Below are 21,859 nucleotides of genomic sequence, written 5' to 3'. Positions count from 1 at the left end.
TTTGATCCTCAATGGTATCATAAAATATCTTGGACATCTATCTACGAAGTCAGTGTTTACTAAGTAAATCTTTGATTTCTTCAATAGTAAATGGAGGATATTTCCTATGAATCATTGCATGACAGTTAGGACATAGTGGAAGTAAATCTTGAATAGGATTAACTTCATATTCTTGATTAATTTCAGATAAAGGAATTATATGGTGAACATGAATAAAACCTTTACCTATTTCTCCAAAAACTTTTTCAAAGTTAAACTTGCAAACATAACAATTTAGCCCATAATATTCTATACATTTTTTGCGAGCTGGATTATTTCGTTCATAAGCATTAACTTGTATTTGACGAATAGAACCTTCTTTAAAAGTTTGAGTTTCCTCTACTTCTCCAACTTCATCAGGAAATATTAGCGTATCATCTAAGACACTAAAAGAATCGAAAAGCTGTTCAAAATCAAGCTGGGGTATGGTTAAAATTTTGCGAACTAAAACATAGAGTTCTTCTTCAGAATATTCTTTAAATCCTTCATAAATTTCTTTCTCAAAACGCCATAACTCTCTCTGCCACCAGCCTCTACGCCTATTTTCATGATAAGGATCAAAGGCATCTCTAAAATTTTTGATGGTATTAGCGGAAATTCCAAGTAGAGAGCCTATTTTTTCATGGGTATCAGTCATATTACCAAATCCCAATTTCTGATAAGCATCTCTATCAAATCTTGAAAGATAATAAGCTACTATATAAGCATAGGGGGAATTACAATCACCCAATGAGTCTATAAGACTATTCCAGTTATAAGGTTTTTTCACAATTAAAATTATTCATTTGTTTTGTAAGACCACTTCTCTAAATCATTGCTACAATCGGCATCGTTAAGTTGATTTCATACAATCACCTACTGTTTATGTGGTTGGTGGGTGGGGTACTGGATATTCCCCAATACTGATAAGTTGCTCGCGTTCGAGGATGCGTTCTAGGAGGTTAAATTGCAGAATTTTAGCGGTTACGCGCCCTTCTGGTGTCCGTGGGACGATTGCTCCTCCTTCTAGCCGAAAATGGTCTGACCATTCCTGGACACGGGGATTAAAAAAGGGAGTTAGCTGTCCTGTCTCAGGGTCGATAGAACCTAGGTCAGTTCCTTTGAAACGGTTGCAGGAAGGACAGGATAACGCTAGGTTTTCCACGACGGTGGCCCCATCATGTTTTTCAGCAATGATGTGTTCCATTTCAAAGGCAAAGAGTGAAGCCGTTTGGGGAAATCGACAATACTCGCATTGCTCTCCGGCGCGTTGGGTGACGACGCGACGCACAGTGGCTGGTACATAACTCATGCTTCTGTCTGTAAGCGTTTGTAGGCGTGAGCTTTGGCTAAACGCACCCAATGTTCTAACAGCAAATAGCGATCGAGTTCGACTTCCTCTCTGGCCGAAATAGTGCCGGATTTATTGCGATCGAGCAGTTGGCTCATGCGGGCTTGCAACGCAGGTGTGGGGCGGATTGCGAGGATTTCTTCTGGGCTGGGTTGACTCGCTAGCAGTTCGACGATTTGGCGATCGTCTTGGTAGGGGATGGTTTCTGCGGGGGCTAGTTCCCGAAGTGCGCGATCCAGGGCTTCCGGGAGACGATCGCCCAATTGTTGCAGTTTTTCGCCGAGGATATCGGGAACTTCTAGGATAATTTGCATTAGTGCTGATCTGAGGATGGGAATTCCCTTGATTGTAACAAACGGAAAAAATGCCGTTAACTTAAATCCCGATCGGGGATTGAAACTGCATAGCCCGATATTTGCACAGTTGTTCACAATGGAGATAACTGGCGAATTTGCCCATTGTAATCGACTCTCACCCTCCCATCTTGAGAAACCGTAACAACAGTTTCTACAGTATAGACAGACGAACCAGGCTTGTTACCCTTAAAAGTAAAAGTCCAAGTTCCATCCCCATTGTCTACAAAAGGCGATTCCTTAGAAGTACCGTGCATAGAAGCTTCAGCTCGATAGTTGCCTAAACCCCCATTAGCAATTTCTGCTGCTTGACGGGCTAAGTTTTTTGCCCGATTGAGTTCGATATTATTGTTGATCACTCTCACGCCGTCCGTCTCATATTCAGGAGCAGGATTAGCATTACTCAAGGTAGGGAAGACTGCAACAGCTAAAGTTGAAAGCGCTACTAGACAAGCAAGGCGGATGTTTAGTTTCATAATACAAACTGATTTATAGTTTGATAAAGTCTACAACACTTGCCCGAAAAAACCCGGTTGAATTTTCAATTTTTAATTTTCACTTTTGAATCTGCTGGCGTTTCCCCACCGTACAAATAGCGGTAACTCATCCGAGAAATCTCCCGAATCAATGTTTGAGCTGGCTTCTCCGTTTCCGGTGAATGCTTCACCATCACCGCCACCAAATAACGCTTACCATTCGGCAAATCCACCATACCCGCATCCGCAAGAATTGTATCAATGTTGCCGGTTTTGTGAGCAATAACTGAACCTTCGCCTAAACCTTTCGGCAGCAAAGAATCATTTTTAGTTTGCCGCATGATTTGCAAAATGCGATCGCGCGATTTCACCGATACCAAATTACCCCGATCGATCTGGGCTATAATATTAATTAAATCCTGCGGACTGGTAGTATTAGTTCCCTCCAAATCAGGCAAATTATTGCGGAGAACCGTCGCCCTCAAACCCCAATTGGCAAAATGCTGATTCAACACCTCAGCACCTCCCAACAACTCAATCATCATATTTGTCGCCGTATTGTCACTGACAACAATCATCTTTTGGGCAACTTCCAAAGCCGAATACTTCTTGCCAGGAGCCTGGTCTTGCATATCCCCAGAACCGCCGACAATGTGTTCGGACTTCAGCGTCAGCATCTGATCTAACTGCACTTTGCCCTCATCTACTGCTTGGAAAAAAGCTACTAAAATTGGCACTTTAATCGTGCTAGCTGAAGCAAAAGCAGTATCGCCATTAAAATTTAGGTAGCTTCCAGTATCTAAATCGACTAGAAATATTCCCGCTGTCAAACTAGGATTTTCTGTTGCTAAAACCTGAACTTGGGTTTTCAAAGCTCCTAATTCTTGATTCAGTTGCAGCACTTCTCCTGTCACCGCTGCTGCAGATGCGCTGTCGCCTGCATCTGGGTTTTTCTGCCCTGCGGTGGTTTGTTCTTCTGGCGCTACAGTGGAGGCTCGACTCACAGCATTTACCACTGACAGCAGCGTACCGCAAATCACCGCTATGCCAACTCCCAAAATCAGCAAGCGAGTAGCGTACACCAACGGCGGCACGCTCCGAGGTGCAGAGCGTTTACTCGGTCTCTGACTCGCTTGTGGGCGCGGTTTAGGCACGGGGGGTTTTTTGGCATCTGCGGGGATTACCGTGTCTGAAATGCGAACAGGGGGCGAACTGGGACGACTTCCACGGGTGGTAGGGGGAGTGGCAGTTGGACTCTGGGTGTTGGGATTGCTGGCGATCGAACTAACCTTTTCCCGTTCCAGATTCGGATCGGGAAACTCGAACATATCGACAGCAGCGAGGCCTTTTTTGCGCGGTTGGCGAGTCTTCGACTGCGGAGTTTTGCTGGTTCTGGGTTTTCTGGGGTTAATTGCCGATCGAGGATCTGATAAAAAGTCTTGTGTAGTAAATTCTTCCGAAGATGTGGGAGAATTGGCTCCACTTCTGTTGCCGCGGCTTTGTTGTGGTGGCAGAGTCGCAGGTTCGGGCGATCGAATTTCTGGATTGCCGTTTTGCGGTTGCGGAGGACGGCGGCGGCCCGAGTTGCCAGACTGACTTGCTTTGCCGGACTTAGGCTGCTTTGAGCCGGAGTTGGGAGAGGATATCGACGAGGATATCACCGATAATATCGATCCTTTGGGAAACCGCTCTGCCACGTCTTACTCCTTCATCACTAATGTAAAGTTCAAGTTTAAGATTTTTCAGCTTGTCAGCCAATCAATTTTAGATTTTAGATTTTAGATTTTAGATTTATCCCAGACGCTGCATGGTATCAGCCACCTGGTTTATTGCTCGCAAATTATCGCAAAGCTTTGGTTTTTAGTCAAGAAACCCTGTTATGAAAGTGACAAGTGGGTGAAGAAAAGTTCTCTGTGAAAAAAATCCTCAATCTCACATCCCCAATTATCAGCATTTCTCCTAGCTATCCGTTGGATTTTCCGGTAACGCCCTATCCAGAGTATCAGAATTTGCCTCTCGTGGGTAAGTTTTGATTGCCCATTCTGTTTGGCGGAGGACGCCCCGCAGCATGGCGACTTCATCCACTGTCGGATAGGCTCTGTTGTACAAACGCCGAAATTTTTCCATCCGGCTTGCTGCTGTGTGCTGCTGCAAATATCCTATTTTGAGTAACAGCCTTTCTAGTTGCTGGTAATATCCCTCTAAATTTTCCAAGGGAGCACTGGCGAGGGGAATTGAGGGATTTTCTGTCTGGCGGGTGGCAAGTTTTTCTTGGTAACAAGTTGATAAATTATCTGTGGCATCGGGTATTGAAGAGGCAGAGCCTCTGGATATGCGTTCCCCGGCTGAGCCTGGGAACGAGGCTTCTTCTTCTTCCTGCTTTTCTCTTCCTTCTTCCCTCTTGTTTGTTCCTTGTTCCTTGTTCCCTCTTCCCTCTTCCCTCTTCCCTCTTCCTTCTTCCCTCTTCCTTCTTCCTTCTTCCCGGTATAGTTCGTAACAGCAGATAGCGACGGCTTGGGCGAGATTTAGGGAAGTGTAGGCATCGCTGGTGGGAATGCGGATCAGGCGTTGAGCGCGGTTTAATTCGGCATTGGTCAAGCCGCAGTCTTCTCGCCCGAAAATGAGGGCGCTGGGGGCTTCTAGGAGCCAAGGCAAGGCCTCTGCGGGTTCTTCTAGTTGTGTTGGCAACGATCGACTATCATCCCCTGTAGTTGCGATCGCTCTGACACACCCAACCAAAGCAGCGGGCAAACTCTCGACTACTTTAGCCGTTTCCAATATGTCGGCGGCGCGAACTGCCATCAGTCGGGCCTCTTCCCCTAAATAATCGCATTGGGGATTTACCAAAACTAATTGGTGCAAACCCATATTTTTCATGACGCGGGCAACAGATCCCACATTCAAGGGCCCTGCAGGTTCGACTAAGACTATTCGGATGTTGACGCCGGCCATTTCGAGCATTTTTATTTGGGGAGGTGTTTGGCAGAAAGTAGGTTTTTCCTTAGCAACAGGCAAGATGCCTGTTCCACAATCAAATTCAACTCTTGTGGAACAGGCATCTTGCCTGTTCATAATCGCAAGATGCCTGTTCCACAATCAAATTCAACTCTTGTGGAACAGGCATCTTGCCTGTTCATAAAAATGGTACAAGATGGGAATTAGTTAATCTATTGTCAAAATTAGCATGGCTAAGCAACGATCGAAATCTGATTTACCGACAAAAATGTGCCCAGTGTGCGATCGACCTTTTACTTGGCGCAAAAAATGGGCCGACTGCTGGGATGAGGTCAAATACTGCTCCGAACGTTGTCGTCGCCGCCGTTTGGCGGCTCAAGATTAAGAAGTTAGGGCAAGTTGCTCGAACAAAGCTAAGATTGCAAAGGAAAAATTTTAGGTTATTAGGTTATAAATTATGGCATCGCAACAAGTGCAACCAAAGCTAGTTATTCACGGCGGTGCCGGCAGTTCTCTACACAGTAAAGGCGGAATTGAGGCGGTGCGGAAATCGCTTTACGATGTTTTGGAGGAAGTTTATCCGCTGCTGAAAGACGGTGCAAGTGCCGTAGATGCAGTGGTGCGGGGATGCCAATTGTTGGAAGATGACCCGCGATTCAATGCCGGTACTGGTTCTGTGGTGCAGTCGGACGGTCAAATTCGGATGAGTGCTTCGCTGATGGATGGTTTGATGCAGCGTTTCAGCGGGGCGATTAATGTTTCTCGCGTTCAACATCCGATCGAACTTGCTCAATTTTTGCAGCATTCGGACGATCGAGTTCTCTCTGATTTTGGTTCGGCGGAATTGCTGCGAGAACTTCAATTGCCGATTTACGATCCGATGACGGATTTGCGTTTGCACGAGTGGATGCAGGAACGCCAAGGCAATTTTAGTAAAGCAATGGCTGACGTGGTTGCCGAACCGGCCGGTGTGGGTACGATCGGAGTCGTAGCTTTGGATGTGCATGGACGCTTGGCTGCTGGGACTTCGACTGGTGGCAAGGGTTTTGAGCGGATTGGGCGGGTTAGCGACTCGGCGATGCCGGCGGGAAATTACGCGGCGGGGAGTGCGGCGGTAAGCTGTACGGGGATTGGCGAGCACATTATGGACGAGTGTTTGGCCGCGCGAATTGTGATTCGGGTAACGGATGGTTTGAGTCTGAAAGCTGCTTTTGAGCGTTCTTTTGCTGAAGCTGACGAACGTCAACGGGATTTTGGTGCAATTGGAATTGATGCTAGCGGGGCGATCGCTTTCGGCAAAACTAGCGAGGTAATTTTGGGTGCTTTTCACAACGGTATGCAAATGGGCGATACTTTGGAAATGAGCAAGGGAACGCTGATTTTTATTGCTTAAAATGCCGATATAAATTGTCAGTCTGCGGTTCAGATACCCGACTTTTTGAAGAATTCGGGTATCTCGATCGGCGTTAGTTTGATATCAAATCCGACAGTCATCAGTCATCAGTCATTAGTCATTAGTCATCAGTCAACAGTCAACAGTCATCAGTCAACAGTCAACAGTCAACAAGCACGGACGCTGCAACCGGAATCGATCTTCTTAAATCCGCAGTTGCCAAAGTTTAACAGTACCATTCTCCCCACCACTGACGAGAGTTTCGCCCAAAAGCCCGATCGCCACCGCAGACACAGGGCTAGAATGTCCATCTAAAGTGTGCAGCAATTCGCCGCGAAGATTCCAAAGTCTAACAGTACCGTCAAAACACCCCACTGCAAAGTATTTCCCATCCGGGCTAATTGCAGCGGCGGAAGTGATGCGAATTCCTGTTTGCAGCGAATGCAATAATTCGCCTGTTTGCAAATTCCACAGTTTGATAGTTTGGCCGCCATGACTGACAAGAATGTGGCTATCGGGAGAAATTGATACATAATTTTCGCTGCCAAATGTTCGTCTCACTTCGCCTCCCGGCAATTCCCACAAAGTGACTGTGGCGCGACAGAAACCGCTGGCTGCATTGAGGCCACTGGCTACTAGCATTTTGCCGTTGGGACTCAGGGCGATCGCACTTATGTCATCCCCTTGATAGCCTTCTAAAACTTGCAGCAGTTGGCCGCTGTTGAGGTGCTGAAGCTTGATTGTGCCGCGGGTGGTGCCGATCGCCAAAATTTGCCAGTCGGGGCTGACGGCGACAGATTCGTGGCGGTGCACGTCTGCCAAACGCTTCAGCAGTTCGCCGTTTTGCAGGTTCCACAGTTTGACTGTGCCCGCGCGCGATCGTGTCAGCAGCGTTTTGCTGGCGGGACTGAAAGCAACTAGCAACACGGCTGTTGAATGTCCGAAAATCGTCTGCTGCAGTTCACCGCTGTGCAAACTCCAAATTTTCACTGTACTGTCCTCAGAACCCGTTGCGAGAAATTGTCCGTCGGGACTGATAGCTGCAGATAAAATCCTGTCTGAATGGTGAAGAGTGGCTTTTAAGATGGCGCCGGTTGAGGTTTTTGGCTGCGTTTTATATCCGGCTATTTCCAGCCAGTCGATTGCATCTCTCCAATTTTTGAGGGCATTTCGGGGCCGATTTGTCAATAATTCTATGTATCGGTACAAAGTTTTTGACAAGTCAACTTCGACACCTTTGATTTGTTTGTTGAGAAAAACCGCAATTTCCGCTGGGCTGTAGCCGCACAGCAAGCCGCAGAGGTGCCGCTTTTCTACGGGTGTCAGCCCTCTTCTGGTGTGGGGGGCGAATTCTTGTTTGGCATTTGCCAAGTCGCTGTAAAGCTTTTGGATGTCCCAGCCTTTGCTTGCCCGTGCAAATGGTTCTTCGGGTCGATCGAGGGTAGAGGGTATCATTTGCGGCAGTCGCGATCGAGTTCCTAGTCAAAATCCTAACCAAAATCCTAACATTGGCTGTGCGCGATCGAACTGTTGTCACCGCTAATCTATTTTTAACACAGCAAACAGGGGAAAGAGTTTGAGGTTGAAAATGTGCCTCAATCCTTGCCTTTACAGTTTGTCAAATAACTTTACACCCACGGGAGAAACAGCAAATGTCTATTATTGCGATCGTCTTCTTTTTTGGCGGTCTGGGCTTTATTTTAATTTTGGTTGGTTATATCTGGGGATTATCTCAAGCTATTGAACAAGAAACTCTGTGGGGATTGGTTTACTTTTTTGTTCCCTTTGCTTCCTGGGTATTTCATATTAAAAATTGGAGTAATAAAAAAGTTAGATCACCATTTTTAATTCAACTTGCTGGATTCCTCATGTATTTCTTGTTAGGCATTATTATTGCATTATTGCCTGTAATAGGTATTCTAGAAACCGATGGTTCTGTGCCGAATGTAGATCTGGGATCAAACGAGCAATCGCCATCTTCTTTTTCTTCTGATTTCAATACTTATCCCTCACGCTATCAAGAGCCATCTGCTGCTGCCGAGCCATTTCCTACTTCTGCTGCACCTGTAACTAATCCTAATTCTACTCGTGTTGCTGCTCAAAATTATGACTTCAAACAATCGATGAAACTCGGCTATATCTACTACGGGCAGGGAGACTATCAAACCGCTTTAATCAATTTTAACAGAGCTTTACAGATACGTCCGGGCGACGCTTATGCTGTCAAGGCTGTTTACAACACCAAAAGTGCGATCGTCCAAAGCAGTGTTAAATAATAATCCGTGCCTGAGAAATTGCAGACAGCGGAGAGATAAGTAATTTACCTTGTTTGTGAAAATCCAAAATAAACTGATGAAAATTGTCACGCGAACACCAACTAAACTAACAATTCAAACTTCCAGCGCCTGGGATGGCTTGCTATTAATTTCTCCTTTTATTGTTATGGGATTTTTGCAGATTATTTTAGCGTCAAATTGGATAGGTGGAGGTATATTTCTGTTGTTTTCGCTGTCTTTGTTGGACGGGGCGATAGATGAAACATATATTTTTGATAAAACCCTTAGCAAAATGACCATTAAACGACGGGGTGTGTGGCTTCATCATGTTACCGAATGCTCAACTCGCGAGATTTCTGCGGTGGAATTAGAAGAAATAGAAGATAGCGATGGAAATCGTAGTTATTATGTTAATTTGTGGATGTTCGGGGGCGATATTATCTGTTTAAGAAGCTACTCACTAACAGAACAACACAAAATGGCTGACTTGATTCGCAGCTATATCTCGATTAGCGATAATCGTACGCTTAGCAATGTCTTTGCCATACAAATCCGTGAACCCTAGCCCTCCCGTAGGGAATCGCCCAAATCCATAAGTAAGCTGTTGTGCATTTAAATTTTGTATTGAGGGCGGGCTTTCGGCTCCAACCCCTACTCCCCACAAGAGTGAAAGTTTATTTGACCATGCAATTTAAATGCGGATTAGCTTAACGATAATTAAGTAGGCGCAAATAAACCTGACAATGTAACAAAATGTAAACCTGTACTCACCTGGGTGATTACTTTCCTGTGGCTCGCGAAGCTAACGTTTCATTCCCATAACATAATTAATATATTTTTAAGATTCATCTACTTTAAATCACGGAAAACTATCTTAAACTCAGCCGCAGGTAAACTCCCGACCTTTGTTGTCGGTCAGACATTTTAGTGCTAACCTATTAGCAAAATAAAAGGGGTCATGGCACAGGACGACTTCAAATAATATATAAGTTAACAATTCGGCTCATCCGGGTCAGGAAGTCGATGTGTAGCCTCATTTTAGGAATCAAAAGGTGAGATAAATGAAAATAATCAAGCAAACAGCAAGTGAATTAATAATTCAGACTAAAAGCATATTTGATTTTTGGCTCCCTAGTTGTTTATTCATGGCATTTGGACTGATCTCGGTGACTTTTGACTATCATGCAGCAACCCTGAGCTGCCAGAGATTGCAGGCAAAACAAGGCAATTGCCAGATTGTGCGATCAAATTTACTGGGGTCGAACATCCAAGACATTGAGCTTGCTTCTTTGCGGGGTGCTAAAGTTGAAAGATGCGGCTATAAAACCAGAGTTGTACTTTTGACTTCTGTTGGCAATGTTCCTTTCACTGCTAACTCCACTAATTGGGGAACCCAAGACGCTGTTGCTTCTGACATCAATTTTTTTGTGAAAAATGCAAAAAATCGATTGCTGCGCTTAAGCCAAGATGATCGCTGGTTGGGATGGACAGGAGGCATATTTTTCCTCACAGGAATCGCAGTGATCGTCTTGAGAAATAATGAAACCTACAGCTTCGATGAAACTTTAAACACCTTGACTGTTAAACAGCGGGGTTTGTTGGCACATAAAGTAATTGAATACTCTCTATGCGAGATTTATGGCGTGGAAGTCGATCGAACAAAAGATCGGGATCATGACATTTGGTACGAAGTTAGACTGTTAGTTTGTGGAGGCTCTCGCATCTCCCTACCCCGCACGATGAACCCATACCAGCAAGAAAAAATCGCCAAAGCGATTAACAACTATCTGCACCAGCAAAATAACCAAAAATAGCCGATCGCGCTCAACCCGATTTCTCAAGGTTGCGGACTTACGCAGAAACCGGGTTTTTCACCAAAATCTCTTCTAGAGTGCGATCGCTTCCGCTATAAAAACCCGGTTTCTTTGGTAAGCTGTTGCGGCATTTAAATTGTATGTCAAAAAGAATTAAAGTTTTGTGGGGAGTAGGGGTTGGGCGTCCCGCCCGCCCTGAATATACAATTTAAATGCGCGACAGCTTATCCAGTGCCAAACTGGCAATGGGGGGAAACTGCTCATCTAAAAAGTGAACAATTGTTCACTTTTTAGGTTCTTTCAACTTCCAACCTGGTTTGACAACTTGCCGGGAACGGGCAATTACTAAACAATCATTCGGCACATCTTCTGTCACCACAGAACCCGCCGCTACAGTAACATCTTCCCCCAAAGTTATCGGTGCAACCAGCACACTGTTAGAACCTGTTTTACTTCTATCGCCTATTTGAGTTTTGTGCTTGTTTTTTCCGTCATAATTCGCCGTAATTGTCCCAGCACCGATGTTGACTTTTTCTCCCAAAGTCGCGTCGCCTAAATAAGACAAGTGAGCTACATTAGTTCGATCGCCTATTTGAGTATTTTTCAATTCTACAAAATTGCCGACGCGGCAGTTCGCCCCAATTTCTGCGTGTCCCCGCAAGTGTGCGTAAGGGCCAATGCGGGAATTTTCAGCAACCATACTGTCAGAAACCACCGAATAAAGGACAGTCACATTTTCTGAAATCTGACTGTTTTCGATCAAAGTGCCGGGGCCGATGCGACTCCCAGAGGCGATCGAAGTATTTCCCCGCAAGTGAGTTTGCGGTTCAATTACCACATCCGGCTGCAACTCTACGGTATCGTCGATGGTGATGCTGTTGGGATCTAGCAGCGTCACTCCCGCCGTCATCCACTTGTCCTTTATCCGCGTTTGCAAAATATCGCAAGCTGTTGCTAAATGTTTGCGATCGTTAATTCCCAATATTTCTTGATAATCTTCCACATCCACCGCCATCACCGGATTGAGGAAATTTACCGTATCAGTTAGGTAATATTCTTTTTGGTCATTGTCTGCCTTCAATTCTGGCAAAATTTTCTCTAAATCCGGCCAGTGAAAACAGTAAACACCTGCATTAATGCGGTGATTTTGCTTTTGAGCTTGTGTGCAGTCGCGGTCTTCGACAATTTGCTGGACTAAGTTTTGACTGTCAGTAAATACTCGCCCGTACCCTTGAGGATTCGGCAAATTAGCTGTCAATAAAGTAGCAGAGTTTTGGTGCTGCTTGTGAATTACCATCAATTGTTTGAGAGTTTCGGCCCTCAGCAAAGGTACATCCCCATTTAAGACCAGCAAGTCTCCTTGAAATCCCTCTAAGTGAGGCAGCAATTGTTGGATGGCATGACCGGTTCCCAATTGTTCGGTTTGTTCTACAAATTCTAGGGGAGGAGATTGAGGATTTTTCCCTGATAATTCTTGACCTCGAATCAGGGATTCTTTAACGAGTTCGCCTCGATAACCGACGATGACAAGTCGCCTGGTAATTTGAATTTCTTGACAACTTTGCAGGACTCGCTCAACTAGCGATCGACCGCCCAATTCGTGTAGAACTTTAGGCAAGTCAGATTTCATGCGCGTGCCGCGTCCAGCCGCTAAAATTGCTATTGCTACCATTGTGCGATCGAGTTATTTGCTATAAAAACTTGAATATTGACTAACTGATGATATCACTCGCTGTCCGCCGATGGCACTGCGATCACACAAATTTTTCATCTAAAATTTCCCATCTCGCATTCGCGCGATCGAGGATTTTTCCAGGCGGATGCTGGTTTTAGGCGCGATGCTGGCAATATCTGGACTGGCGCGCCCGGTATCAAAAACGTAGTTGCAGCAGCAGTATTTGGCGGCTGAGCAAGACGACGTGCATTCCTCACTACAAACCTGAGTTCGTTTGGGAGTAAGGAGTGCGAGTCTTTTCCCAAGGGCTGGGAGGGAGAGCGAGAGTTATAATTTGCATCTTAGGGCTGGGATTTGCCACGATACATTATACTATTTGTTGAATTTCAGTTAGGGTGTTTTCAACTTTAAAAAACTATTTCTGACTTTTTCCTTATTTCTGCCTTCTACCTTCTGCATTATCAGGTGTCCAGCTATGACAGAGCTTAATTTTCAGGAACTTGCCAAGCAGGGAAATCCGCAGGCTATCGCATCTTGGCTAAACAGCCAGTTGCAATCTGAAGGCATCACAGCCTCGGCAAATATCGACGGCGATTGTTTGGATGTAATTCTTGAGGCCGAGCAAGTACCCATAGAAAATACATTAGTTGATTTGGTTCGCACCGAGCTGACAAATTTGCAGCCGGATTTGATTCGCAAAGTGAAGGTTGAGGGCCGAGAAAGCGGTCAGATTGCTGCTGCTTGGAGTCAAGAGTTTAGTTTGGAGAACAGCACTTTTGAACAACAGAGCTTTGCAGGAGAAGCTGTACCAAATACTGATGTTGTTAATAGGGACGATCGCACAGAGATGGAGAACAATTTTGAGGAGGAAAAACCGCCGGAACTTGCTGCATTTGAGAACCGGCTGCGATCGACTTTCATTGTAGTGGGGCTAGTAACGGGTATGTTGGCGATCGCGGTGGTGGCGTTTGTCGGTAAAATTTTGAACCAGCCAGCAGCAACTGCGGGGAATAATACCGATGAAACAGCAAATTTAGCAACTGCACCGGATGCTGCACCAGATACTTTTCGAGAAGCCGTTAACAGTGCACTCAAAGCAGCAGAATTAGGGCGATCGGCAAAAACCAAGGCCGATTGGACTACAGTTATCGATCGTTGGCAAGAAGCCGTATCATTAATGAGAAGAGTACCAGTCTCTAGCCCCAACTATCAACTAGCTCAATCAAAAGTAATCGAGTATCAGAAATATCTGCTTTACGCTCAAGAAGCAGCCGTAACTCCCCCTCTGCCAACTCCTACTCCCGCACCCGTCGAAAAAGCAACTCCTAAAAAATCAAATTCTGAAAAAAGATCTTCGGAGAAAGCAAATTCTAAAAAATCTCGTACCGACAAAGCAGAACCAGATAAAAAAGCTCCTTCCAGATAAATCTTAAAACACAGATGTAAAAAATTATGACTGACAACAGTTTAATTGTTTCTCCTGAATGGTTAGCCACCAATACCGACAATCCGCAAGTTGTAATCATTGACTGTCGTTTTTCCCTGGCCGACCCTGAATTGGGACAAAAACAATATCAAGAAAGTCACATTCCCGGAGCTTTCTATTTAGATTTAAACCGCGACCTCGCGAGTTCAGTGGGCAAACACGGCGGTAGACATCCGCTGCCAAATATTGAAGAATTAGCTGATAAATTGAGCGCGATCGGCATTAATTCAGCAGAAACTTTAGTCGTCGCCTATGACGATTCGCGACTGGCCTTTGCAGCTCGTTTGTGGTGGCTGCTGCGATATATGGGACACAGCAAAGTCGCTTTGTTAGACGGCGGTTTCAGCGCATGGAAAGCGGCGGGCTATCCGGTAACAAATATTTTACCCGACCCCCGCGAGGGTAAATTTGTTGCTCAATTGCAGCAGGATTTGGCGGTAGATATTGAGGCGGTAAAAGAGCGTAAAGACTTGCCGGGAAAGGTTTTGGTTGATTCGCGAGAAAGCGAGAGATATGAAGGTTTGCGGGAGCCGATCGACCCCATTGCAGGTCACATTCCGGGTGCGGTTAACTATCCTTGGCAAGGGGTGACGGATGAAACTGGAAAAGTGCGATCGACCTCGGAACAAAAACACCGATGGACGGAATTAGAAAAAGCGGAAGAAATCATCGTTTATTGCGGTTCTGGGGTGACGGCTTGCGTTAATTTACTGTCTTTAGAAATCGCCGGAATTCCCGATGCTAAACTTTATGTCGGTAGCTGGAGTGACTGGTGTTCTTATCAGTTGTAGGGTGCAGGAGCGAGATGATTGTTGACTGTTGACTGTTGACTGTTCACGGCGTCAACCGTCAACCGTCAACCGTCAACATCATGCCGGTGTAACCGGAAATGATATCAAAGCGAAATTCCTCGCTATGAGGACTAATGAGTTCTTCAGTCCTCTTTGAGAGGACTTTAGCTATGAGACAGGGAATTCATTCCCTGGTGGACTGTTGGGTGAGCGGGAGGACTGGCGGACTAAAAACTTAAGTTGACACTAATAGGTAGCGGGGAATCACTTCGACTGACATCTTGCACCATTCTCAAGAACAGGCTTTTCGGCCTGTTCCACAAAGAGTAGATTTTCTTGTGGAACAGGCCGAAAAGCCTGTTCAGAAGGCGAATTAAATCATACCCTAAAAATCAAAATAAATATAAGGCAAACCGCCTTCGGGAGCCAACACCCAAACGGCATACAAACAAAGCGGCACTAACACCAATTTCATCGGCCAATTTAACTCCAATTTCAAACCCCGACTCAACGCATAATTCCCCAGCATCGCCGCAGCCAAAGCCGCCAACATCCAAGTTAAATGCACTCTTTCCAAACCCAAAGCTTCGCCATAAACTTTCTCAGCAAACTGCACGTCAGCAGTGTGTCCCCACAAATGCGAAATCGCCCATCCAGAATCCTTTAAATCGGGAAGGCGGAAAAATATCCAACTACCAAAAACCATCGCCTGAGTCAACAGCCAACCGATCGCAATACCGATCGGATTTTCCCACAAAAACTCGATCCGCAACCGCTTAAACAGCACATCAGTCAGCCTGTGAACCGCCAAAGCTAAACCGTGTAAACCCCCCCACACAATAAATCCCCAAGCTGCCCCGTGCCAAATTCCCGCAATTAACATGACAATCGCCAAATTCAGACAAGTGCGCCACAAACCGACTCGCGAACCGCCCAAAGGAAAATACAAATAATTGCGTAGCCAATCGCCTAAAGTCATGTGCCAGCGTCGCCAAAAATCAGCTATGCTGGCACTAAAATAAGGAAAATCAAAATTTGGTGGCAAATACCAACCCAGCAGCAAAGCAGTACCGCGCGCCATGTCAACATAGCCACTAAAATCGAGATAAAGTTGCAGCCCGTAAGCAAAAATCGCCAGCCACAAATCCTCGCTACCCGCCCGCTGCAAGTTGGTAAAACTTAAATCGACATAAATTCCTAAGTTATCTGCGAAAAGACCTTTTTTTACTGCACCAAAGGCGATCGTCCAAAGTCCCTCAGAAATGCGATCGGGCGTCGGAAATTGCTGGGTTTTCAGTTGATAGATCAAGTTGTGATACCGAGTAATCGGGCCGGAAATCAGTTTTGGAAAAAACAACTTGTAAGCAGCAAAGTGCAGCAGCGAAGTAGCAGCAGGCGCGCCTCGGTACACGTCAATCAAATAAGCAATGCACTCAAAGCAAAAGAAACTCAATCCTAGGGGTGCGATGACGTGACTTTTCACCCAGTCAGCCCCGTCGATAGCAAAAGGCCAATTGAACAAAGTGCCGATCGAACTCAATAAAAAAGGCACATACTTAAAGCCCAGAAGCAGCAACACATTCAGGCAGATACCTATCCACAGCAGCAACAAACGGCGGCGGTTCCAAGATTCATTAGCAATCCGCCAATCCAGAGGTTCCCCAATCGCCATCGCCAAGCAGTAATTAAACAAAGCACCGACTAACAGCAGAGGAATGTACCAAATTTGCAGCGAAGCGTAAAAAATTAAACTACCCGCCAACATGATGAACAGCCGCCACCACCGCAGCGGAACCAACCAGTAAGCCGCGAACAAAACTAACAGAAACAGCGCATATTGAAGGGAGATGAAAGTCATACCATTTTAGATTTTAGATTTTAGATTTTAGATTTTAGATTTTAGATTTTAGAATTCGGAATGGCTTATTTTGTATGGGTTTGGATTACTGGCATACTGTTGCATTATTTTTATTAGACCTCTTGCAAAAATCCTTTTCCTCAATTGATGGGACGGGCAAGATGCCCATCCCACAAGAAAAAATAACTCTTGTGGGATGGGCATCTTGCCCGTCCTAATTATTTTTGCAAGAGGTCTATTAATCGAGACTTTGCTAAGAATGAGATTTATCATGGATTTTAGCCGATCGCCGACACGAAAATAGGCCCTCGGTAAGTCCCTACTATATAGTCGGCAACTGAGAACTGCTACATTTTACAGCACAAAGGTTAAATTCTGTTGCAAATTAAATAAATCTTGCCTGCTCTAAATTAACTCTCTTACGAACCATATAAAAATCTGGACAAAAAATATAATTAGGTTTGCAGCATCGGACTTCAGTCCTCAAAAGCTACAATGCCTGATATCGTTTCCCTTCGCATCGGAATAATATTTTTTATCGTGAAGTCCTAGCATCCCGCACAGCAAAAAAGTGATGTAACCCAAAATGTTTTGAATTCATCACGATAGCAGGTATTTGACAAGTAGTTCGATCGCATTTCAACCCTTCCCAAACCTCAAAATCCGTCAGATCCGGTATCATAATGTCGATAAAACTTGCTTGCGGTTGCTCAAAGAGCCGCCGATCGCAAATTTGCAGCACCCTGGGTGTTTATATCGCAGTACAAGGAATTTCTGCCAACAAATTTTTCAGCAAATACCGAAAAACTATCTTCATCCTCCCCAATCAAAACTTTGGCTGCTGAATCCGCCGCTGGCGATCGCCCGGAACCCCGCAAGCTACGAGAATTTGCGCTTGCTAGCGATTTTTTATCTCCCTTAGCAGCGGACATTTCCAAAGGGTTTTCTTCCTCTCCCGGATACAGAATCGGCAGTGTGACAAAAAAAGTCGAACCCACTCCGGGTGAACTTGTGATTTCAATACTTCCCCCCAGAAATTCCGCCAGTTTTTTGCACAAAGACAATCCCAAGCCGGTGCCTTTGACGCCCTTCTGCAAGGGATTTTCTATTTGGACAAATTCTTCAAAAATCCGCCTTTGGTCGCGTGGAGAAATGCCAATGCCCGTATCTGCCACTAAAAAAGTAACTGTTCCCTCCTCTCCTATTTCCGCAGCAACTCTAACTTCACCTGCTTCGGTAAATTTGAGGGCATTAGAAATCAGATTTCGCAAAATCTGAGAAACTTTTCCCTCGTCAGTTGTGAGGATTGGAAGTTCGAGAGGATATTCAAAAATTAGAGAAACGGCAGAGTTTTGGGGAAGCAGGGGGCGCATCATTCCTCGCAGGGCGCTGAACAAATCTTCGACTTCAAAATCAGCCAAGCGAACAGTTAGTTTTCCGGCTTCGACTTTGGCTAAATCTAACGAGTCGTTGACAAGTTCTGCGAGAGACTCGGCGGATTTGTAAATGTAATTTACTTGCTTGTCCTGTTCGTCTGAAAGTTCTCCGTCGAGGCGATTTAACAATATTTCCGAAAGGCTCATAATTGCCGTTAGCGGAGTGCGAAACTCGTGGCTCATATTGGAGAGAAAGCTGGTTTTGAGTTCGCTGGCGCGCCGGAGAGATTCTGCCTTATCGTTCAATTCGGCGTAAAGTGCCAGAACTCCGCGATTGGTATCTTCTAGTTGTTGATTTAATTGTACGAGTTCTTCTTGACGCTGGCGGAGTTCGTCTAAAGTGCGTAGTAATTCTTGATTTTGCTGCTGAATTTCGGCATAGGGATCTTCGGGAATTTGGCGCGCTAGTTTGTCAACTAATTGATTTAGTTCGATCGCACTCAGCGCCGGCATATTTTTGGAAAACTGTTTAATTAATTGTACAGCCGTTCCGCGATCGGGCGCCGAGTCGATTTTCACTTCGTCCATCAACCGTTTCGCTGCTGCTAAACCGAGTCCCGCGCCGGTTTGCGATCGAAAATTGGGGCTTAACACAGCCGGTAAATCAGCAATTCCCGGCCCGGTGTCAGAAATCCGAGTCCGAAAAATTTGGGGCGATTCCCCTTCCACAATGAATTCTACTTTGCCACCGCCTGCATATTTGAAAGCATTGCGGGCAATTTCGGAAACTGCTGTGGCAATGCGGGTTTGTACTTGGGAATCGAATCCCAGCCCTTTAGCAATTTGGCGAGCTCTTTGGCGTACTTGTACGATGTCTTGTTCAAAGCGGACTTCCGTCGTCAGGATTGGATAACTCACGCTGCTTCTCTCACCTTGGCTACTATAACTGTCATGTCATCGCGAGTGCGTTTGAAGTCCCGGTAGAGCACGGCTGCGATTAAAGCAGGATGTCTGGAGGCTAAACCCGGGTAGCGGTTTAAATTCCACTGCGCCGCCAAACCGTCGGAGTGCATGATGAGTAGGGACTGCTGCGACCAAGGATAGACAAATTCTGCTACTTTTCGCATCATATGTCCAACTGTGCCGTTGTAGGAAACCATGCTACGGCTTTGGTTATCTGTGACAACTACACCGCTGATGTTGCCAATTCCGGCAAAACAAACTGTTTGTTGGGTACGATCGATTTGGGCGATCGCCGCAGCCGCTCCTCTGGTATTTTTTAAAGCAGCGTGCGCCTTCTCTAAAATTGCTTTCGGCCCGAGTTTGGCGTTTTCCTCAAATACCCGCACTGCTTCGCCAGATGCTTCTTCCGCCAAATCCCCGTAGCCGAGCCCGTCTGCAACTAAGATCAGGTTTTTGTCAAGGTGATTTTCTGTCGCCCACGAATCGCCGCAAATTTGCTCTCCTGCTTTTGGCAAGTGAATAACCCCTAATTCTAAGTAATTGCTTTTTTGGGATGCTTCCCGGCTATTTTGGGTCGGTTCCAGCCGCGCTAATAAAGCTGTCCCCAGTTTTGGTACAGAATGAATATCAAAAAAAGTAGAGAGGCGTTGAATTGCCCCCAGTCCAGTTCCAGGGCTTCCCGCTGTAGAAAAACCGTCCCGCAGACACAACGCGACATTTGCCATTCCCTGCCCCCGATCCAGCGCTAATATTTCAATGCTATATCCTGCCGTTGTTTTTAATGTTCGCAGCAAAAGTTCTCCTTCGCGGGCGTGCTTGACCAGGTTTTTTGCTGCTTCGGTGGTAACAATTGCCACTTTACCGCGATCGGTCTCGTTAAATTCGACTTCGGCCGCCAGGGCGACTGCGATTCGCCGCGCTTCTCCGACTTGACTTTCTTCTGTTACGGGCAAGGCTACGGCATCTATCATTTTTTATCAGTTCTCATAATGAAATCCTCCATACGCCAACCCTCTCCGGGTATGGTGTGGGATGCCAAGAATCACTTCTTGGCTTTGCTGGTTGCTATTTATACCAATTAAAAAAATAATACAACTATACGCAACCTCCAAACCCCGATCGTCCTCACTCATTATACCTCTTGCAAAATAATTTTATGCTATAATCAAAGGTTTGGCTTAAGTGGAGCAGATTGCAGGTTATATCAGCACTTGAAAATTATGAGTTAGGCGGCAATCTGTGTAGAGCGGACATTGCGACGAAGGTTGAAGATTTAATGAGGCTAATCGTATGGCGGATATGCTCGTCAAGTTATATGCCCTCCCAGACCTCGCGCCAGCTTTGGCTGGTCTGAAAACAAAAGGCGTGGAGATACGTCGAGCGCATCCGGGTGAAAAGCATCAGATAGCCGAGTGGGTACGCGAACATATCCATCCCAATTGGGGTAATGGTTGCGAAATCGCGCTTGAGCAGCGACCGCCCACTCTATACGTCGCTGTTGAGAAAGACCCGGCCCACATCCCAACCGCCGACCCATATAATTCGCCGTCCGAAATTCTGCTCGGATTTGCTTGTTACGATGTCGTTGCCAGAGGGGTGTTCGGTCCGATAGGCGTGCGTGAAGAGCGTCGAGATTGTGGCATCGGTACGGCTCTTCTACTGACTTGCCTTCATGCGATGGCGGCGGAACGGTATGCTTATGCGGTGATCGGCTGGGCAGGTCCGATTGAGTGGTACGCGAGGACGGTTGGAGCTACGATTATTGAGGGCTCTGAGCCGGGAATCTTTCGCGGTTCTCTCAAGTAAGCCGCCTAACAACGGCATGCACCCGACGCCCCTTCACGATGCCTCTCATGTACGTTGCGTAGGGGCGCGGGTGATGCCGGGCGTTAGCTCTCAGGTCTAAAACTCAAAGCCTTTAATTGTAACATAGATTTTTTTTGCAAGAGGTCTATTCCCAATGCTTTAATCTAAAATCTCAACTCTCAAATCGTATTACTTACTCAGCGCCAGCGGACGATCGCAATTTTAGTCCCCTTACCCACTTTGGAAACAATCTCAAATTCGTGCATCAACCGCTTGGAACCACTGAGTCCCAAACCCAAACCGTGATTAGAAGTATAACCGTCAGTCATTGCCAATTCGATGTCTGGAATTCCCGGGCCCTTGTCTTCAAATATAAGCCTCAGCCCTTTGCGCGTGCCTAATTGCAGTGTTTCGAGAGTTACAGTTCCCCCTTTGCCGTACTCTACAGTATTACGGGCGAGTTCGCTGGCTGCGGTAACGATTTTAGTTTGGTCTAGTAAACCGAATCCCATTGCTACAGCCCAAGTTCGCACTTGCTGTCGGACGTGGACTATATCGGATGACGATCGGATTTCTAGTGTCTCACGTTTTGACATGGCGGCTACTGTACCAAAATAGAACTTCTCCCCAAAATATAGGACTTACGATCATCAACTTAGTTTCTCCTAATAGGACTTACGCACTTACTAAGATTTTCTCTCAAAAGAGAACATAGTGCAGGAATCTCAAACCCTTGATTTAACCCCCTTGAGTGCGTAAGCCCTGTCCTAAGAAATCTTCAGTTGGTCAACAAGGTATTTACAAACAAACTAGGTTTCTTGACTGCCTCTGCCTCAGTCAGGGGACAATTAATCGACTGCTTACGCTTGCTCGTCAACAGACAAACCCAAGGATTTTCTTAACAAAATCATGCCCTTTTCAACGCTTAAAGCTGTGCGAACTCCTGTCAGGGAAAGCCCCAACTCAACGAGCGTAATAGCAACCGCTGGCTGCATCCCGACCACAACTGTCTCCGCATCTAAAATTCGCGACATACTAGCGATATTGTTGATAATGCGACCGATAAAAGAATCAACAATTTCGAGAGAAGAAATTTCTATTAACACACCTTTGACACCTGTTTTGACGATGCGGTTCGTCAGGTCATCTTGCAGCGTCATTGCTAAGCGATCGTGCATATCTACTTGAATTGTTACTAGCAAAAATTCTCCCATTTGAAGAATCGGTATTCGTTCCACAAATTCACCTACTTCTTAAGTTTTACTTCT

General features: G+C 45.8%; 21 protein-coding genes. 8 read left to right on the top strand and 13 right to left on the bottom strand.

All coding sequences use genetic code 11. The annotated features are described in order from the left end of the window. Positions 1-49: 49 nt before the first annotated feature. The 6 genes from QUA83_RS09380 to QUA83_RS09355 all read right to left on the bottom strand — a co-directional run bounded on the left by QUA83_RS09380 (position 50) and on the right by QUA83_RS09355 (position 5,159). A complete protein-coding gene (locus QUA83_RS09380; protein WP_333292719.1) occupies positions 50-808 on the bottom strand; it encodes an HNH endonuclease in 759 nt (252 codons plus the stop codon). A 93-nt stretch (positions 809-901) separates the two neighbouring features. Further along, positions 902-1,330 carry an HNH endonuclease signature motif containing protein gene (locus QUA83_RS09375; protein WP_333292718.1) on the bottom strand — a complete coding sequence of 143 codons (429 nt, stop codon included), beginning with the start codon at positions 1,328-1,330 and terminating at the stop codon, positions 902-904. Then, positions 1,327-1,800, bottom strand: coding sequence for a hypothetical protein (locus QUA83_RS09370; RefSeq protein ID WP_333292717.1), 474 nt, complete (start codon positions 1,798-1,800; stop codon positions 1,327-1,329). The genes QUA83_RS09375 and QUA83_RS09370 overlap by 4 nt, the downstream gene beginning before the upstream one ends. Further along, a complete protein-coding gene (locus QUA83_RS09365; protein ID WP_333292715.1) occupies positions 1,797-2,198 on the bottom strand; it encodes a hypothetical protein in 402 nt (133 codons plus the stop codon). The genes QUA83_RS09370 and QUA83_RS09365 overlap by 4 nt, the downstream gene beginning before the upstream one ends. A 65-nt stretch (positions 2,199-2,263) precedes the next feature. Continuing rightward, positions 2,264-3,895 (bottom strand): serine hydrolase, encoded by a 1,632-nt coding sequence (locus QUA83_RS09360; protein WP_333292714.1) that lies wholly within the window; start codon positions 3,893-3,895, stop codon positions 2,264-2,266. A 262-nt stretch (positions 3,896-4,157) separates the two neighbouring features. Then, positions 4,158-5,159, bottom strand: a complete 1,002-nt coding sequence (locus tag QUA83_RS09355) for an RNA methyltransferase (RefSeq protein WP_333292789.1) — start codon at positions 5,157-5,159, stop codon at positions 4,158-4,160. A 223-nt stretch (positions 5,160-5,382) separates the two neighbouring features. Here QUA83_RS09355 and QUA83_RS09350 point away from each other — a divergent pair, with 223 nt between their 5' ends. Both QUA83_RS09350 and QUA83_RS09345 read left to right on the top strand, forming a co-directional pair. Continuing rightward, the gene (locus tag QUA83_RS09350; RefSeq protein ID WP_006631540.1) at positions 5,383-5,538 is read left to right on the top strand and encodes a DUF2256 domain-containing protein; all 156 of its coding nucleotides are present in this window, start codon (positions 5,383-5,385) and stop codon (positions 5,536-5,538) included. A 72-nt stretch (positions 5,539-5,610) separates the two neighbouring features. Continuing rightward, complete coding sequence (locus tag QUA83_RS09345; protein ID WP_333292712.1) at positions 5,611-6,546, top strand: isoaspartyl peptidase/L-asparaginase; 936 nt, start codon at positions 5,611-5,613, stop codon at positions 6,544-6,546. A gap of 204 nt (positions 6,547-6,750) precedes the next feature. On the opposite strand, the gene QUA83_RS09340 is transcribed toward QUA83_RS09345, so the two are convergent. Then, the gene (locus QUA83_RS09340; protein WP_333292711.1) at positions 6,751-8,001 is read right to left on the bottom strand and encodes a WD40 repeat domain-containing protein; all 1,251 of its coding nucleotides are present in this window, start codon (positions 7,999-8,001) and stop codon (positions 6,751-6,753) included. Positions 8,002-8,198: 197 nt separating this feature from the next. On the opposite strand from QUA83_RS09340, the gene QUA83_RS09335 reads away from it, so the two are divergent. The 3 genes from QUA83_RS09335 to QUA83_RS09325 all read left to right on the top strand — a co-directional run bounded on the left by QUA83_RS09335 (position 8,199) and on the right by QUA83_RS09325 (position 10,636). Next, a complete protein-coding gene (locus tag QUA83_RS09335) occupies positions 8,199-8,822 on the top strand; it encodes a hypothetical protein (protein ID WP_333292709.1) in 624 nt (207 codons plus the stop codon). A 76-nt stretch (positions 8,823-8,898) separates the two neighbouring features. Beyond that, positions 8,899-9,387: a hypothetical protein gene (locus tag QUA83_RS09330; RefSeq protein ID WP_333292707.1), complete on the top strand. Its 489-nt coding sequence runs from the start codon at positions 8,899-8,901 to the stop codon at positions 9,385-9,387. A 496-nt stretch (positions 9,388-9,883) separates the two neighbouring features. Continuing rightward, positions 9,884-10,636, top strand: a complete 753-nt coding sequence (locus tag QUA83_RS09325; protein WP_333292705.1) for a hypothetical protein — start codon at positions 9,884-9,886, stop codon at positions 10,634-10,636. Positions 10,637-10,919: 283 nt separating this feature from the next. Here the strand turns inward: QUA83_RS09325 and glmU are convergent, their stop codons facing one another. Further along, entirely contained in the window at positions 10,920-12,308 is a 1,389-nt protein-coding gene (glmU, locus tag QUA83_RS09320) for a bifunctional UDP-N-acetylglucosamine diphosphorylase/glucosamine-1-phosphate N-acetyltransferase GlmU (RefSeq protein ID WP_333292703.1), read from the bottom strand. Between the two features lie 478 nt (positions 12,309-12,786). On the opposite strand from glmU, the gene QUA83_RS09315 reads away from it, so the two are divergent. Both QUA83_RS09315 and QUA83_RS09310 read left to right on the top strand, forming a co-directional pair. Continuing rightward, a complete protein-coding gene (locus QUA83_RS09315) occupies positions 12,787-13,737 on the top strand; it encodes a hypothetical protein (protein WP_333292701.1) in 951 nt (316 codons plus the stop codon). Positions 13,738-13,763: 26 nt separating this feature from the next. After that, complete coding sequence (locus tag QUA83_RS09310; protein ID WP_333292699.1) at positions 13,764-14,588, top strand: sulfurtransferase; 825 nt, start codon at positions 13,764-13,766, stop codon at positions 14,586-14,588. 385 nt (positions 14,589-14,973) lie between these two features. On the opposite strand, the gene QUA83_RS09305 is transcribed toward QUA83_RS09310, so the two are convergent. The 3 genes from QUA83_RS09305 to QUA83_RS09295 all read right to left on the bottom strand — a co-directional run bounded on the left by QUA83_RS09305 (position 14,974) and on the right by QUA83_RS09295 (position 19,756). Beyond that, positions 14,974-16,446, bottom strand: coding sequence for an MBOAT family protein (locus QUA83_RS09305; protein WP_333292698.1), 1,473 nt, complete (start codon positions 16,444-16,446; stop codon positions 14,974-14,976). A 710-nt stretch (positions 16,447-17,156) separates the two neighbouring features. Then, positions 17,157-18,740, bottom strand: a complete 1,584-nt coding sequence (locus QUA83_RS09300; protein ID WP_333292696.1) for an ATP-binding protein — start codon at positions 18,738-18,740, stop codon at positions 17,157-17,159. Next, entirely contained in the window at positions 18,737-19,756 is a 1,020-nt protein-coding gene (locus QUA83_RS09295) for an ATP-binding SpoIIE family protein phosphatase (RefSeq protein ID WP_333292694.1), read from the bottom strand. The genes QUA83_RS09300 and QUA83_RS09295 overlap by 4 nt, the downstream gene beginning before the upstream one ends. Before the next feature lie 319 nt (positions 19,757-20,075). On the opposite strand from QUA83_RS09295, the gene QUA83_RS09290 reads away from it, so the two are divergent. After that, positions 20,076-20,591: a hypothetical protein gene (locus QUA83_RS09290; protein WP_333292692.1), complete on the top strand. Its 516-nt coding sequence runs from the start codon at positions 20,076-20,078 to the stop codon at positions 20,589-20,591. Between the two features lie 197 nt (positions 20,592-20,788). Here the strand turns inward: QUA83_RS09290 and QUA83_RS09285 are convergent, their stop codons facing one another. Further along, positions 20,789-21,187: an anti-sigma regulatory factor gene (locus QUA83_RS09285; protein WP_333108114.1), complete on the bottom strand. Its 399-nt coding sequence runs from the start codon at positions 21,185-21,187 to the stop codon at positions 20,789-20,791. 264 nt (positions 21,188-21,451) lie between these two features. Then, positions 21,452-21,829 (bottom strand): STAS domain-containing protein, encoded by a 378-nt coding sequence (locus tag QUA83_RS09280; protein WP_333157322.1) that lies wholly within the window; start codon positions 21,827-21,829, stop codon positions 21,452-21,454. Positions 21,830-21,859 lie beyond the last annotated feature (30 nt).

This window comes from Microcoleus sp. K1-B1 (genome assembly GCF_036704705.1).
Lineage (GTDB): Bacteria > Cyanobacteriota > Cyanobacteriia > Cyanobacteriales > Microcoleaceae > Microcoleus.
Note: the sequence above shows the minus strand (reverse complement) of the source record. Positions and strands in the feature narration are given on the sequence as shown.

What these genes read in the sequence shown, in the direction of transcription:
- QUA83_RS09315 (WP_333292701.1), top strand. Translation starts at nt 12,787, where the DNA reads ATGACAGAGCTTAATTTTCAGGAACTTGCCAAGCAGGGAAATCCGCAG.
- QUA83_RS09285 (WP_333108114.1), bottom strand. Translation starts at nt 21,187, where the DNA reads ATGTCAAAACGTGAGACACTAGAAATCCGATCGTCATCCGATATAGTC.
- QUA83_RS09330 (WP_333292707.1), top strand. Translation starts at nt 8,899, where the DNA reads ATGAAAATTGTCACGCGAACACCAACTAAACTAACAATTCAAACTTCC.
- QUA83_RS09365 (WP_333292715.1), bottom strand. Translation starts at nt 2,198, where the DNA reads ATGAAACTAAACATCCGCCTTGCTTGTCTAGTAGCGCTTTCAACTTTA.
- glmU (WP_333292703.1), bottom strand. Translation starts at nt 12,308, where the DNA reads ATGGTAGCAATAGCAATTTTAGCGGCTGGACGCGGCACGCGCATGAAA.
- QUA83_RS09325 (WP_333292705.1), top strand. Translation starts at nt 9,884, where the DNA reads ATGAAAATAATCAAGCAAACAGCAAGTGAATTAATAATTCAGACTAAA.
- QUA83_RS09350 (WP_006631540.1), top strand. Translation starts at nt 5,383, where the DNA reads ATGGCTAAGCAACGATCGAAATCTGATTTACCGACAAAAATGTGCCCA.
- QUA83_RS09355 (WP_333292789.1), bottom strand. Translation starts at nt 5,159, where the DNA reads ATGCTCGAAATGGCCGGCGTCAACATCCGAATAGTCTTAGTCGAACCT.
- QUA83_RS09375 (WP_333292718.1), bottom strand. Translation starts at nt 1,330, where the DNA reads ATGAGTTATGTACCAGCCACTGTGCGTCGCGTCGTCACCCAACGCGCC.
- QUA83_RS09305 (WP_333292698.1), bottom strand. Translation starts at nt 16,446, where the DNA reads ATGACTTTCATCTCCCTTCAATATGCGCTGTTTCTGTTAGTTTTGTTC.
- QUA83_RS09290 (WP_333292692.1), top strand. Translation starts at nt 20,076, where the DNA reads ATGGCGGATATGCTCGTCAAGTTATATGCCCTCCCAGACCTCGCGCCA.
- QUA83_RS09335 (WP_333292709.1), top strand. Translation starts at nt 8,199, where the DNA reads ATGTCTATTATTGCGATCGTCTTCTTTTTTGGCGGTCTGGGCTTTATT.
- QUA83_RS09295 (WP_333292694.1), bottom strand. Translation starts at nt 19,756, where the DNA reads ATGATAGATGCCGTAGCCTTGCCCGTAACAGAAGAAAGTCAAGTCGGA.
- QUA83_RS09310 (WP_333292699.1), top strand. Translation starts at nt 13,764, where the DNA reads ATGACTGACAACAGTTTAATTGTTTCTCCTGAATGGTTAGCCACCAAT.
- QUA83_RS09340 (WP_333292711.1), bottom strand. Translation starts at nt 8,001, where the DNA reads ATGATACCCTCTACCCTCGATCGACCCGAAGAACCATTTGCACGGGCA.
- QUA83_RS09345 (WP_333292712.1), top strand. Translation starts at nt 5,611, where the DNA reads ATGGCATCGCAACAAGTGCAACCAAAGCTAGTTATTCACGGCGGTGCC.